The 12,477-nt window shown below is 72.0% G+C and carries 12 protein-coding genes; 3 read left to right on the forward strand and 9 right to left on the reverse strand.

Annotation, left to right across the window (positions count from 1 at the left end; genetic code table 11):
- Nucleotides 1–59 precede the first annotated feature (59 nt).
- Together ACWCP6_RS20730 and ACWCP6_RS20735 are read left to right on the forward strand one after the other, a co-directional pair.
- Nucleotides 60–506 carry a hypothetical protein gene (locus tag ACWCP6_RS20730; protein ID WP_450933929.1) on the forward strand — a complete coding sequence of 149 codons (447 nt, stop codon included), beginning with the start codon at nt 60–62 and terminating at the stop codon, nt 504–506.
- 121 nt (nt 507–627) lie between these two features.
- Entirely contained in the window at nt 628–1,422 is a 795-nt protein-coding gene (locus tag ACWCP6_RS20735) for an SAM-dependent methyltransferase (RefSeq protein WP_450934081.1), read from the forward strand.
- Nucleotides 1,423–1,462: 40 nt separating this feature from the next.
- On the opposite strand, the gene mug is transcribed toward ACWCP6_RS20735, so the two are convergent.
- The 3 genes from mug to ACWCP6_RS20750 form a co-directional block, all read right to left on the reverse strand.
- Nucleotides 1,463–1,984 carry a G/U mismatch-specific DNA glycosylase gene (gene mug, locus ACWCP6_RS20740; protein ID WP_450933930.1) on the reverse strand — a complete coding sequence of 174 codons (522 nt, stop codon included), beginning with the start codon at nt 1,982–1,984 and terminating at the stop codon, nt 1,463–1,465.
- A 62-nt stretch (nt 1,985–2,046) separates the two neighbouring features.
- On the reverse strand, nt 2,047–3,489 hold the full coding sequence (gene purB, locus ACWCP6_RS20745) for an adenylosuccinate lyase (protein WP_450933931.1): 1,443 nt from the start codon (nt 3,487–3,489) through the stop codon (nt 2,047–2,049).
- 210 nt (nt 3,490–3,699) lie between these two features.
- A complete protein-coding gene (locus ACWCP6_RS20750; RefSeq protein WP_450933932.1) occupies nt 3,700–4,488 on the reverse strand; it encodes an SGNH/GDSL hydrolase family protein in 789 nt (262 codons plus the stop codon).
- A 154-nt stretch (nt 4,489–4,642) separates the two neighbouring features.
- Here ACWCP6_RS20750 and ACWCP6_RS20755 point away from each other — a divergent pair, with 154 nt between their 5' ends.
- Nucleotides 4,643–4,936 carry a holin gene (locus tag ACWCP6_RS20755; RefSeq protein ID WP_450933933.1) on the forward strand — a complete coding sequence of 98 codons (294 nt, stop codon included), beginning with the start codon at nt 4,643–4,645 and terminating at the stop codon, nt 4,934–4,936.
- Nucleotides 4,937–5,061: 125 nt separating this feature from the next.
- Here the strand turns inward: ACWCP6_RS20755 and ACWCP6_RS20760 are convergent, their stop codons facing one another.
- The 6 genes from ACWCP6_RS20760 to ACWCP6_RS20785 form a co-directional block, all read right to left on the reverse strand.
- Nucleotides 5,062–6,075: a hemolysin family protein gene (locus tag ACWCP6_RS20760; protein WP_450933934.1), complete on the reverse strand. Its 1,014-nt coding sequence runs from the start codon at nt 6,073–6,075 to the stop codon at nt 5,062–5,064.
- Nucleotides 6,072–7,406, reverse strand: a complete 1,335-nt coding sequence (locus ACWCP6_RS20765; RefSeq protein WP_450933935.1) for a hemolysin family protein — start codon at nt 7,404–7,406, stop codon at nt 6,072–6,074. Before ACWCP6_RS20765 ends, ACWCP6_RS20760 begins: the two co-directional genes overlap by 4 nt.
- A 123-nt stretch (nt 7,407–7,529) precedes the next feature.
- Nucleotides 7,530–7,955 (reverse strand): GNAT family N-acetyltransferase, encoded by a 426-nt coding sequence (locus tag ACWCP6_RS20770; RefSeq protein ID WP_450933936.1) that lies wholly within the window; start codon nt 7,953–7,955, stop codon nt 7,530–7,532.
- 79 nt (nt 7,956–8,034) lie between these two features.
- Nucleotides 8,035–8,916, reverse strand: a complete 882-nt coding sequence (locus tag ACWCP6_RS20775; protein WP_450933937.1) for an LLM class F420-dependent oxidoreductase — start codon at nt 8,914–8,916, stop codon at nt 8,035–8,037.
- 11 nt (nt 8,917–8,927) lie between these two features.
- The gene (locus ACWCP6_RS20780; protein ID WP_450933938.1) at nt 8,928–11,492 is read right to left on the reverse strand and encodes an ABC transporter permease; all 2,565 of its coding nucleotides are present in this window, start codon (nt 11,490–11,492) and stop codon (nt 8,928–8,930) included.
- Between the two features lie 11 nt (nt 11,493–11,503).
- Nucleotides 11,504–12,325 carry an ABC transporter ATP-binding protein gene (locus tag ACWCP6_RS20785; RefSeq protein ID WP_450933939.1) on the reverse strand — a complete coding sequence of 274 codons (822 nt, stop codon included), beginning with the start codon at nt 12,323–12,325 and terminating at the stop codon, nt 11,504–11,506.
- Between the last annotated feature and the right edge of the window lie 152 nt (nt 12,326–12,477).

Consider the following 12,477-nt stretch of genomic DNA (forward strand, 5'->3'; position numbering starts at 1 on the left):
CCCGGTCGTCCCGCTCCGCACCGCACCGATTGTCAGTGGAGGCCGGTTTACTGGACGTCATGAGCACCGCACAGCACCTCGCCACGATCGATCTGCTGTGCTCCCGGGAGTTCCCCGCCGAGCACGGCAGGACGGACGTGGGCTCCGGCGGTCCCGGGTACCACCTGGCGGAGTTAGTCACGAGCGAGGACTTCTGGGACGACGACGGGACGCGACGGGAGGAGACCGAGGAGCAGTACGAGGCGGAGCGCGACGGCCTGAGCGCGCTGCTCTCCCTGCGCTGGGGCGAGCCCGACGTCTTCAGCCTCCGGAGCGCCGCACGGCGGGTGCACGAGGACGGCGAGGACATACCCGAGCCGTGGAGCTCGCTGTCCGGCCACGTCCCGGACGTGCACCTGTGGCGCTCGGAGGCCCACGCCCGCTGGATAGCGCTGGGCGTCTCGCAGTGGGACAAGGAACTGCCGTTCCAGCTCATCGCCGTCGTCACGGAGGCGGACCCGCCCTAGGGTGCTGCGCGGATCACGGGCCGGTCTGTCCGCGGCAACTCGCGTGCCACCATGGGGCCTTGACCGATGAGCGCGCGAACGGCCGTACGAAGGAGAGAGCGTGAGCGAGAACAGCGGGCAGATGCCGGGGGAGAGGATCTCCAGCAACATCGCGCACAACGCCCGCGTGTGGAACTACTGGCTCGGCGGCAAGGACCACTATCTCGTCGATCAGCAGGTCGGCGACCGGGTCACCTCGATGTATCCCAGCATCGGCGAGGTCGCCCGCGCCGACCGGGCCTTCCTGGGCCGTGCCGTCGGTCATCTGGCAGGCCGGGTGGGCATCCGTCAGTTCCTCGACATCGGCACGGGGCTGCCCACCGTCGACAACACGCACGAGGTCGCCCAGCGCATCGCGCCGGACGCCCGCATCGTCTACGTGGACAACGACCCCATCGTGCTGACCCACGCCCGGGCACTGCTCACCAGCTCACCCGAGGGCGCGACGAGCTACGTGGACGCCGACGCCCACGACCCGGACGCGATCCTGCGCGCCGCGGCCGCGACGCTCGACTTCGACAAGCCCGTCGCGATCATGATGCTGGGCATCCTCAACTTCATCCTCGACACCGGCGAGGCCACGGCCGTCGTCCGCCGCCTCATCGACGGCGTGCCGTCGGGCAGCCATCTCGTGATCACGCACCCCACCCTGGAACTCGGCGGCGAGGGCAACGCGGAGGCCATGCGGTTCTGGAACGAGAACGCCACTCCGCCGATCACGGCGCGCAGCAGTGCCGAGGTGCGCGGGTTCCTGCAAGGCCTCGACCTCCTGGAGCCGGGCCTCGTCTCCTGCGCCCGCTGGCGTGCGACCGCGGACGCGGACGGCGCCGAGCCGCCGCTGGTGGCCCAGTTCGGCGCGGTCGCCCGGAAGCCCTGAGCCGGGGCGCCCCGCGGAGCGGGCCGGGGGCTCCGGCCCGTCACGATCCGCCGGACGTGTCCCGGTCCTCCGCGGCCGCCGCGCGCAGCCGTGCGAACTCCTCCGCCATCGTGGCGGCGGTCCAGTGCGCGTTGAGCCCGCTGGGGTTCGGCAGCGCCCAGACCCGGCTTCCGCCGATCGTGCGCTCCTGAGGTCCGATGCGGGCGGTGCGGTCGCCGAAGGCGGCGCGGTAGGCCGTCACACCGACCACGGCGATCCAGCGCGGCCGGAGCCGTGCCACCTTCGCGGTGAGGATGCGGCCGCCGTCGCGGTACTCGTCGGCGGTCAGTTCGTCGGCCCGTGCGGTGGCACGCGCCACGACATTGGTGATGCCGAGCCCGTAGGTCAGCAGCTCACGCTGCTCGGACGGGTGCAGCCGCCGCGGCGTGAACCCGGACAGATGCAGCACCGGCCAGAAGCGGTTGCCGGGCCGTGCGAAGTGATGACCGGTCGCCGCCGTCATCAGTCCGGGGTTGATGCCGCAGAACAGCACACGGAGGCCGTCCGCGACCACGTCGGGCACGAGGCGGTCGCGGGCGGCCTCCAGGTCGGCCGCGGTGAGCCGGGGCGGAACGCCGCCGCTTGTCAGAGGATCGCCCCCGGCGCGTAACCGGCGGCCTCCGGGTGCTGCTTGACGACGTCCTCGACACGGCCGACGACGGCGGCCACCTGGTCGGCCGCGGCGCCCGTGAAGGACAGCTTGTCCGCCATCAGTGCGTCGAGCTGCGCGCGGTCCAGCGGAATGCGCTGGTCCGAGGCGAGCTTGTCCAGGAGCTCGTTGCGCTCGGCACCCTGCTCGCGCATCGCCAGCGCCGACGCCACCGCGTTCTCCTTGATGGCCTCGTGGGCGAGCTCACGGCCCACGCCCGCGCGCACGGCACCCATCAGGACCTTGGTGGTCGCGAGGAACGGCAGATAGCGGTCCAGCTCCCGTGCGACGACGGCCGGGAACGCGCCGAACTCGTCGAGCACGGTCAGGAACGTCTCCAGGAGGCCGTCGAGCGCGAAGAACGCGTCCGGCAGTGCCACCCGGCGTACGACGGAGCAGGACACGTCGCCCTCGTTCCACTGGTCGCCCGCCAGCTCGCCGGTCATCGAGGCGTAGCCGCGCAGGATCACCATCAGGCCGTTGACGCGCTCGCAGGAGCGGGTGTTCATCTTGTGCGGCATCGCGGAGGAGCCGACCTGGCCCGGCTTGAAGCCCTCGGTGACCAGCTCGTGCCCGGCCATCAGCCGGATCGTCTTCGCGAGCGACGAGGGGGCGGCCGCCAGCTGCACCAGCGCGGTCACGACCTCGTAGTCCAGGGATCGCGGGTACACCTGGCCGACCGAGGTGAACGCCTGCGCGAAGCCCAGGTGCCCGGCGATCCGGCGCTCCAGCTCGGCGAGCTTGGCGGCGTCCCCGCCGAGCAGGTCGAGCATGTCCTGGGCGGTGCCGACGGGGCCCTTGATACCACGCAGGGGGTACCGGCCCAGCAGCTCCTCCACCCGGCCGAACGCGACCAGCAGCTCGTCCGCGGCGGTCGCGAAGCGCTTGCCGAGGGTCGTCGCCTGAGCGGCAACGTTGTGCGAGCGGCCGGCCATGACGAGCTCCCCGTACTCACCGGCGAGCTTGCCGAGCCGCGCCAGGACGGCCACCGTGCGGTCCCGCACCAGCTCCAGGGAGAGGCGGATCTGGAGCTGCTCGACGTTCTCCGTGAGGTCGCGCGAGGTCATGCCCTTGTGGACGTGCTCGTGGCCGGCGAGGGCGTTGAACTCCTCGATGCGGGCCTTCACATCGTGGCGCGTGACCTTCTCGCGCTCGGCGATGGATGCGAGGTCGACCTGGTCGAGCACGCGCTCGTAGTCGGCGATGGCGGCGTCCGGCACCTCGACGCCCAGGTCCTTCTGGGCGCGCAGCACGGCGAGCCAGAGCCGGCGCTCCAGCTTCACCTTCTCCTCGGGAGACCACAGGGTGGCGAGCTGGGCCGAGGCGTAGCGGCCGGCCAGGACGTTCGGGATGCGGGGCTTCGAAGACGCAGCAGTCACGTGAATGGATTCTACTGGCGGTTCGTGCAGGCCAGCGCCATGGTCCGGTTCGTGGGAAGCTACGAGGCCGATGGTGGACGGCGGGCCGCGGCGAAGACCGCCCGTCGGAACCGGTCCGGCGGTGCCTGTGCGCCCGTCGTCCAGCTCGTCGGAACCGGTCCGGCGGTCCCTGTGCGCCCGTCGTCCAGCTCGTCGGACCCGGTCGGCGCCCTACGCGCCCGTCGTCCCGCCCGTCTCGTACGGCAGCAGCTCCGGCCGCTTCGCCGGGCGTCCGTCGCCCGACGAGCGTCCCGTGAGCCGCCGACCTATCCAGGGCACCAGGTGCTGCCGCGCGAACCGCACGTCGGCCGCCCGGCGGGAGGCCCAGCTCGGTGCCGCCGCCGACGGCAGCGGCGCCTGCCAGTCGTCCTCCGGCGCGTATCCGAGGCTCTGCCAGACGGCTTCGGCGATCCGCCGGTGCCCCTCGGCCGTCAGATGCAGTCGGTCCACGTCCCACATGCGCTGATCGGAGAGCGCGGGGGAGCCGTACAGGTCGACGACCACCGCGCCGTGCCGGGCGGCCAGCTCGTCGACGCAGGCGAACAGCTCCTCCATGCGGGGGCGGAACCGCTCCAGGACGGGTCCCTGCCGGCCCGGGCTGCGCATCAGGACGAGCTGCTTGCAGGAGGGCGCGAGCCGCTCCACGGCCTCCTCCAGCAGTCCGCGCACCCTGCCCATGTCGCACTTGGGCCGCAGGGTGTCGTTGAGTCCGCCGACCAGGGTGACGACGTCTGCGCGCATCCCCGCGGCCGTCTCGACCTGCTCGTCGACGATCTGCCCGATCAGCTTGCCCCGTACGGCGAGGTTGGCGTAGCGGAAACCTGGTGTCCGCGCGGCCATACGGGCCGCGAGCAGGTCGGCCCAGCCGCGGTAGGAGCCGTCCGGCAGCAGGTCGGACATGCCTTCGGTGAAGCTGTCGCCCACCGCGACAAGACTGGTGTAATTGGCATCGATCGTCATGGCGGAGACGATGCTACCGCGCCGTAGCCCGCGGTTCGCAGCCCATACCGTCCGGTCGGTCCGATGGGGAGTCGGTCCGGTCGTGGCGCAGATCGGCCATCGAATGGCGCGCGACACCCTGGCCCTCGGCCTCCGCGCGCGGTATGCCAGGGACATGTCACAAAGCAGTCTTTTCACCGCGGCCTTCTGGAAGGCCACCGCCGAGCGCGCCATCCGGACCTTCGCCCAGTCGCTCGCCGCCGTTCTCGTCGCCCGGGCCACCAACCTCCTGGACGTGGACTGGCCCGCCGCGCTCGCCACCGCGGGGTTCGCGACCCTGCTCGCCGTGCTCACCGCGATCGGCGCGGCCAATGCCGGCGCCCCGGGTCCCGGGATCACGGAGACGACCGCTCCGGGGCATCCGAAGCGCCCGAAGCAGACGAAGAAGGCGCAGGCCCCGGCGGCCTAGCCGGGCGCATTCCCGCACTCGGCCGAAAGCCCGTAGGCGGCACCCGGCCCGGACCGGCCCCCTGCCCGATCCGCATGGCGCAGGCAGGGGGCCGGGCCCTACACCGCCACCGGCGCGGCCCCGCCTCACACCCGCTGCCCGAACAGCTCCTGCAGGACGTCCTCCATCGTCACCAGACCGGCGAGCCTGCCGTCCGTACCCAGTACCGCCGCCAGATGCGTGCTGCTGCCGCGCATGGCGGTGAGTACGTCGTCGAGCGGGGTCGTCTCGCGGACCCGCGCGATGGGCCGCATGTCCCGGACCGGGAACGGCACATCGCGCGGCATCGCGTCCAGCGCGTCCTTGACGTGCAGATAGCCGACGATGCGCCGCCCCTCGTCCACCACCGGGAACCGGGAGAACCCGGACTCCGCCGAGAGCCGCTCCAGTTCCTCGGGGGTCACGCCCACGCGCGCGTAGACGATCCGCTCCAGTGGCAGGACGACGTCCTCGACGGGCCGACGCCCCAGCTCCAGCGCGTCGTGCAGCCGCTCCTGCGCCCGGTCGTCGATCAGCCCCGCGTCTCCGGAGTCCTTCACCAGGCGCGCCAGCTCGTCGTCGGTGAACGTCGCCGCCACCTCGCCCTTCACCTCGACCCGCAACAGCGCCAGTAGGGCGTTCGCGAAGGTGTTGACGGTGAAGATCACCGGCCGCACGGTGCGCGTCAGCGTGACCAGTGGCGGCCCCAGCGTCAGCGCGGTGCGCACCGGCTCGGCCAGCGCGATGTTCTTGGGGACCATCTCGCCGAAGAGCATGTGCAGATACGTCGCCACCGTCAGCGCGATCACGAACGAGATCAGGTGGATCAGGCCCTGCGGAATCCCGACCGCGTGGAACAGTGGCTCGAGCAGATGCGCGATCGCCGGCTCGGCCACCACACCCAGGACCAGCGTGCAGAGGGTGATGCCGAGCTGCGCCGCCGCCAGCAGCGCGGACACGTGCTCCAGGCCCCACAGCACGCTGCGCGCCCGACGGTCGCCGTGCTCGGCCCGCGGTTCGATCTGGCTGCGGCGCACGGAGATCAGCGCGAACTCCGCGCCGACGAAGAAGGCGTTGGCGACCAGGGTCGCCAGGCCGATCAACAGCTGGACGAGGGTCATCGGTCTCCCTCCGGCCGTTCGCCATCCGCCGCCGGGGCGTGCAGCAGCACCCGCGCCGCGCGGTGCCCGGTGGCGTCGACGACGTCGAGCCGCCAGCCGGCGATCTCGACGCGGTCGCCGACGGCCGGTATCCGGCCGAGCAGCGTGGCGACCACACCGGCGAGCGTCTCGTACGGCCCGTCGGGCACCCGCATCCCGACCCGGGCCAGCTGGTCGGTGCGCGCGGACCCGTCCGCCGAGTACAGCGTGCGCCCGTCCGCGTCCTGACCGGCCGGGGCCAGGTCCGGGGTCTCGTGCGGGTCGTGCTCGTCCCGCACCTCGCCCACGACCTCCTCGACGATGTCCTCCAGGGTCGCCACGCCCGCCGTGCCGCCGTACTCGTCGATGACGACCGCCATGGTGCGGCCCTCGGAGAGCCGGTCGAGCAGCCGGTCCACGGTCAGCGACTCGGGGACCAGCAACGGGTCACGCATCGGCTCGGACACGGGGGTGTGGGGCCGACGCTCGGCCGGCACGGCCAGCACGTCCTTGATGTGCACCACACCCACGACCTGGTCGAGTCCGCCGCGGTGGACCGGGAAGCGGGACAGGCCCGTCGCCCGGGTCGCGTTGGCCACGTCCTCGCAGGTGGCCTGTGCATCCAGGGCGATCACCTGGACGCGCGGCGTCATCACGTTCTCGGCGGTCAGGTCGGCGAGGTTCAGGGTGCGCACGAACAGCTCCGCCGTGTCGGGTTCCAGGGCGCCCTGCTTCGCCGAGTGCCGCGCCAGCGCGACCAGCTCCTGCGGGCTCCGCGCCGACGCAAGCTCCTCGGCGGGTTCGAGGCCGAGACGGCGCACGACACGGTTGGCGGCGTTGTTGAGATGGGTGATGAAGGGCCGGAACGCGGCACTGAACCAGCGCTGCGGGGTGCCGACGCGCTTGGCCATCGCCAGGGGCGAGGAGATCGCCCAGTTCTTCGGCACCAGTTCCCCGACCACCATCAGGAAGACCGTCGAGAGCGCGGTACCGATCACCAGCGCGACCGAGTCCGCGGTCGCGCGCGAGAGGCCCAGGTCCTCCAGCGGCGCAGCGATGAGCCTGGCGATCGACGGCTCGGAGAGCATGCCGACGACCAGATTGGTGACCGTGATCCCGAGCTGTGCCCCCGACAGCTGGAAGGTCAGCTGCCGCACGGCCTTCAGCGCGCCCGCCGCGCCGCGCTCGCCCCGTGCGACCGCCGCTTCGAGCTCGCTGCGCTCGACCGTCGTGAGCGAGAACTCCGCCGCGACGAAGGCTCCACAGGTGAGGGAGAGCAGGATCGCGACTACGAGGAGGAGCACTTCGGTCATCGGGTCACCTCCGTCCCATGATCGGCCAGGGCCGGGAGGATCGCAAAGAGCGAACCGCAGCGGCACACCTCGCGGAGCCGCAGGGACCGGCGGCCCGCGCCCGCCGGTCCCTGCGGTTCCCGCTCAGTCCACCAGCGGCTTGACCCACCGGCGCCACTTCTCCTCGGGTGCGTACCCCGCGGCCCGCCAGGCGATGTGCGCGGTCTCGTTCCGCTGGAGCACCATCGCGTCGGCGCGCCGGCCCCCGAGACGTACGAAACGTTCCTCCGCCGCCGTGAGCAGCGCCGTGCCGATGCCCTGCCGCCGATACCCGGGGTGAACGGCGAGCCGGTACAGATGGCAGCGCCAGCCGTCGAACCCGGCGATGACCGTGCCGGCCAGCACCCCGTCGCGCTCGGCGAGGATCAGCGCCTCCGGGTCGCGGGCGACGAGCCGCTCGACCCCCGCACGGTCGTCGCTGATGCTGGTCCCCTCGGCGGCCACCTTCCAGAAGGCGAGCACCGCATCGAGGTCGTCGGGCCCGGCGGGCCTCGTCCGAAGATCACTCATGGTGCCATCCCACCACCACGGGTGCCGGGCTTGGCACCAATTCCGCAGTGTGGACGGCTCCTTGCCGGCGGCGAGCGGTTCACTGCCCGCGCAGGGCGGCCACGACCGGGCCGAACGCCTCCATGTACGGCTCCAGCACGGTGAGGTACGAGAATCCGTACCGCTCCCGCTGCGCCCGCACCTGGCCGATGATCTGCTCCACCGTCCCGATGAGCAGGATGGGCAGGTCCAGCACCTGCGGTTCGGTCAGATGCGGCACCAGCGACAGCGCGTCCCGGACCGCGGCGCGCCGGTCCTGTGTGACGACGACCGTCTGCACCAGGAGGTTCAGCTCGGCCGGTTCGGCCCGCCCCGCGGCGAGGCGCCGGTACGCGGCCACGCGCTCGTCCAGTTCCTCCGCACTGATCGGGACCAGGGTCCCGGTCCTGCTCCCGGGTACGCTCCGTGCCCCGGTGAAGGCGGCGATGTCGGCGTACCGGGCGGCAAGTTCCAGCACCCGGTCGCCGTTCCCGCCGACCAGCAGCGGCACCCGCTGCCCGCTGCCCCCACCCTCGGGCGGCGCCAGCAGAAGTTCCAATTCCTCCACGGTGCGGGCCAGATGGTCGACGCGTGCGCGTGGCGACCCGTACGGCAGGCCGGCCGCCTCGTGCTCCGCGCGTACGTACCCCGTGCCGAGGCCCAGTTCCAGCCGGCCGCCGGTCAGGGCGTCCGTCGTCGTGACCTCACGCGCCAGCAGCGTCGGGTTCCAGAACCCGGCATTGAGCACGAACGTGCCCACCCGGGGCCGCTCGGTGGCCTCGGCCGCGGCGACCAGCGCCGGAAACGGCGCCGCCATGCCCAGATGGTCGGGCACCTGGATCACGTCGTAGCCGAGCTCCTCGGCACGCCGGCACTTCGCGCGCCAGTCGTCGCGCGGGGCCGGCTCGACGAGATTGACGCCGAAACGGAACGGACGTGCCATCACCTCTCCCGTCACTCGTGTGCGATGGCCGCCAGCACGTTCATCCGTGAGGCGCGCAGCGCGGGCAGCAGCGCCGCCGCCAGACCCACGACCACGGAACCGGTCACCACCGCCGTGATCGTGGTCCACGGAACGGCGAGCGCGGTCATGCCCTGGAGGGCGAGGACCCGCTGGACGGCGAGCCCCCAGACGATGCCGAGGCCGAGCCCGAGGACCGCCCCGAACACCGCGATCACGACGGACTCCAGCCGGATCATCCGGCGCAGCTGCCGGCGGGATAGACCGATGGCCCGCAGCAGCCCGATCTCACGGGTGCGCTCGACCACGGACAGCGCGAGCGTGTTCACCACGCCGAGCACGGCGATGACGATCGCCAGGCCGAGCAGCGCGTACACGAGGTACAGCAGCACGGCGATCTGGTCGTGCACCAGCTTCTTGTAGTCGGCCTGGTTACGGACCTGCACCTGGGGATAGGGGCGCAGCGTCCGGTCGAGCCGGGCCCGCAGCGTGCCCGCGCCCGTCCCGGGGGCGGCGTTCACGTACAGCGCGGAGTCCTCGCCGCCGGGCACGTACTTCTCGGCCGTGGGGAGGCCGAGGAACAGCCCGCCCTGCATGGCGAAGCCGCCCGTGCCGCTGTGCTCGGTCAGCGCGGCGACCGTCAGGTCACCCGTGCGCTTCCCGGGGAACTCCACGGCCAGCCTGGTACCGAGCCGGACGCGGTGGGACGCGGCGAAGTCACGGTCCATGGCGATGTGCCCGGGCGCGAGCGCGGCCGCGGTGTTCCCGGCCGTGTACGTCATGTGCTCGACGTCGTCGAGTCGCGGGTCGAAGCCCGCCGCGGACGTCGTGACCCGCCGGCCGTCCGGCAGCTTCACCGCGACCGCCGTGTTCCGCTGCCGCACGACGAGGCCCGCGCCGCCGGTGGCCTTCACCTTGTCGGTGACCTCCCGGGGGAAGGGCAGGAACTGGTTGTTCTGCACGACGAAGTCGGCGCCCAGGGTGCTGTCGATCCGCTGGTCGAACGACTTGCTCATCGATGCGCTCGCCACGGACATCCCGCCGACCAGTGCGAGTCCCACCATCAGCGCGGCGGCCGTCGCACCGGTGCGCCGTGGATTGCGCAGGGCGTTGCGCTGGCTCAGCCGCCCGACGGAGCCGAAGACGGCGGGGAACGCGCCGCCCAGGACCCTGATCACCGGGCGCACCAGCAGCGGCCCCGCGATCACCGTGGCGACGAGCGTCAGCACGACGCCGAGACCGAGCAGAGGTGCCGCCGTCGTCGTCCGGTCGGCACCGGCACATCCGAGAAGCGCGGCGGCACCACCGGCGCCGACGAGCGCACCTGCGACTGCCCGCACCCGCAACGGCCGCCCGGCCCCGGCGGCCTCGGCATCGGCGAGAGCCGCCATCGGCGAGACCCGTGCGGCGCGCCCGGCCGGCAGATACGCCGCGACGAAGGTGACCCCGACCCCCACGGCGTACGCGGCGACAGGGGTTCCCCAGCCGATCACGATCTCCGTGGACTTCAGGTTCATCCCGAAGGAGCCCATCAGGCTGATGAGCCCGAACGCGAGGCCGATGCCGGCGGCCAGGCCGAGCGTGGAACCGACCAGGCCCAGCAGCAGCGCCTCCGTCAGCACGGAACGCCGCACCTGGCGCCGATCCGCGCCGAGCGCCCGCAGCAGCCCCAGCTCGCGGGTCCGCTGCGCGATGAGCATCGAGAAGGTGTTGACGATGAGGAACACGCCCACCAGCACCGCGATCCCGGCGAAGCCGAGCATCACGTACTTGACGACCTTCAGGAATCCGCCGAGCCGTGACGTGGCGGACTTGGCCTGCTCGCCGGCCGTCTTGAGGTCGTAGGCCGAGCCGATCGCCTTCGCGACGTTCTGCTTCAGCCGGTCGTCGGTCACCCCCTTCGCCGCGTCGACCGAGACGCTCGTCGCCGTCCCGGTGCTGCCCAGCAGCTTCTTCTGCGCGGTCGGGGTGTCGAGGAAGACGAGAGCCGCGCCGGGGTTGGTCGTGGTGAAGGTGGCGATGCCGACGATCCGCACCTTGAACGAGCCGGGCCGCGCGAGGACCGTCATCGTGTCGCCGACGCCGAGGTGCCTGTGGGCGGCGGTGTCCGCGTCGAGCAGCGCCTCGCCGGGTCCGTGCGGCGCGTGTCCGGAGGTCAGCTTCACCGGGCTGCGCGGGGTGACCTGCCAGCCGGTGGCGATGGTGGGCGCGCCCGTCGTGGGACCCACCTGCCGGTTCCCGGCGTCGACGACGGTGATGTTCTCGACACTGACGTCGACATGGGCGGCTGCGACCCCGTCCACCTTCGCGATGCGGTCGGCGAGACTCGCGGGCACGCTCGGGATCGCCCCCGAGGGCACCCGCTCCCTGAGGTCGGTCTTCGGACTGACGGTCACATCGGCCGCCGTCGAGGCGAACAGACGGTCGAAGGTGCGGGTCACCGTGTCCGAGAAGATCAGGCTGCCCGCGACGAAGGCCACCGACAGCACGACGGCCAGCGCGGACAGCATCAGCCGGCCCTTGTGGGCCAGGAAGCTCCGGAGTGTCGCCTTGAGCACGTGCGTCCGCCTCAGTCCTGGCCGAGCAGATCGGCTCCGCGGTCCGCCGGCGGCCGGTCGTGTCCGGTGGAGAACAGACGCATCCGCTCCAGCACCGCCTCCGCCGTCGGTTCGGGCATCTCGTCGACGATCCTGCCGTCGGCGAGGAACAGCACCAGGTCGGCACGGGCCGCCGCATTCGGATCGTGGGTCACCATCACCACGGTCTGGCCGAGCGCGTCGACCGCCTCGCGCAGGAACCCGAGGACCTCCAGACCCGCGCGCGAGTCCAGATTGCCGGTCGGCTCGTCCGCGAAAATGAGTTCCGGCCGGGACGCGAGGGCCCGGGCGCACGCGACGCGCTGCTGCTGGCCACCGGACAGCTGGGCCGGGCGGTGCTTCAACCGGTTCCGCAGTCCGAGCGTGTCGATGACCCGGTCCAGCCACTCCCGGTCGGGGGAGCGGCCCGCGATGTCCATGGGAAGGGTGATGTTCTCCACCGCGTTCAGCGTGGGGATCAGGTTGAACGACTGGAACATGAAGCCGATGCGGTCGCGCCGCAGTTGCGTCAGCTCCCGGTCGCGCAGGCCGGTGATCTCCGTGTCCCCGAGCCAAACCCGTCCCGCCGACACCGTGTCGAGGCCGGCCAGACAGTGCATCAGCGTGGACTTGCCCGAGCCGGACGGGCCCATCACCGCCGTGAACCGCCCGCGTGCGATGTCGACGTCGACCGAGTCGAGCGCGAGCACCGTCGTCTCGCCCGAGCCGTACGCCTTCGTCAGGCCGCGCGCCCGGGCCGCGAAACCGTCGGCCCCCGGCCGGTCGGCAATCGTCTCTGCAGCAGGTGTGGACAAGGCCGCCTCCTACGTCTTGGCCGTCCTGGGTCCCGTGATTCTGCTTTCCACTGACTGCCGAGCGTAGTGTGGTGTGCGCCACGCCGATATCCGTCGTCCCCCGGATAAACCGTGTAAGGGGCAAGGGACATACGGCCTTCCGGGTGGTGAGC

It is taken from the genome of Streptomyces sp. NPDC002004 (assembly GCF_053593975.1).